At 56.1% G+C, this 1372-nt stretch carries 1 protein-coding gene; it reads left to right on the forward strand.

Features of this window, described 5'->3' with window-relative positions; genetic code table 11:
• Positions 1–1372: Ig-like domain-containing protein (locus MHN31_RS24050; RefSeq protein ID WP_239445548.1), on the forward strand; the 1372-nt coding region annotated here is incomplete at both ends.

Here is a 1372-nt window from a genome sequence, read left to right on the forward strand (position 1 = left end):
CTTGACCATCACCACACCGATAGAAACCGATGGCCTTGTTAACGCAGCAGAAGACAATGACGTCTTAATCGCCGGTTCTGGCGCTGAGTCGGGCAACAGCGTGACGGTGACCATCACGGACAACAATTCGACAGTCAGTCGTACCGTGACCGCAGACAGTTCAGGTAACTGGACGCTGAGCGGCAGTGAGCTGGACGTCAGTGGCCTGAACAATGGCACGCTGACGGTGTCAGCCACACAGACGGATACGGCAGGCAATACTTCGACTGCTGCCACGCAAAGCATTACGCTGGATAACGCGGCACCGTCAGCAGTAACCATCACCACGCCGATTGAGACCGATGGCATCGTCAATGCCGCGGAGGACAATGATGTATTGATCGCTGGCTCTGGCGCAGAGTCGGGCAACAGCGTGACGGTAACCATTACGGATAACAATTCAACAGTCAGTCGTACCGTGACCGCAGACAGCTCTGGTAACTGGACGCTGAGCGGCAGTGAGCTGGATGTCAGTGGTTTGAACAATGGCACGCTGACCGTGTCAGCCACACAGACGGATACGGCAGGCAACAGTTCTACCGCAGCCACGCAAAGCGTCACACTGGACAATGCGGCGCCTTCGGCAGTGACCATCACCACACCAATTGAGGCCGATGGCATCGTTAATGCGGCTGAAGACAATGACGTCCTAATCGCCGGAACCGGCGCAGAGTCAGGCAACAGCGTCACCGTGACCATCACGGATAACAATTCATCAGTCAGCCGTACTGTGACCGCGGACAACTCTGGCAACTGGACGCTGAGCGGCAGTGAGCTGGACGTCAGTGGCCTGAACAATGGCACTTTGACGGTGTCGGCGACACAGACGGATACAGCGGGTAACACCTCCACTGCAGCCACGCAAAGCATCACACTGGACAATGCAGCACCGTCAGCAGTAACCATCACCACACCGATTGAGACCGATGGTCTTGTTAACGCAGCAGAAGATAATGACGTCTTAATCGCCGGCTCTGGCGCTGAGTCGGGCAACAGTGTGACGGTAACTATCACGGACAACAATTCAACAGTCAGTCGTACCGTGACCGCAGACAGCTCAGGTAACTGGACGCTGAGCGGCAGTGAGCTGAACGTCAGTGGCCTGAACAATGGCACGCTGACGGTGTCAGCCACACAGACGGATACGGCAGGCAATACTTCGACTGCTGCAACTCAGACGATTACGCTGGATAACGCAGCACCTTCGGCAGTGACCATCACCACACCGATAGAAACCGATGGTATCGTCAATGCGGCTGAAGACAATGATGTGCTGATCGCCGGATCCGGCGCAGAGTCAGGCAACAGCGTCACCGTGACCATCACAGACAAC

Origin of the sequence: Pseudoalteromonas sp. McH1-42 (assembly GCF_022347845.1) — a bacterium.
Lineage (GTDB): Bacteria > Pseudomonadota > Gammaproteobacteria > Enterobacterales > Alteromonadaceae > Pseudoalteromonas > Pseudoalteromonas rubra_D.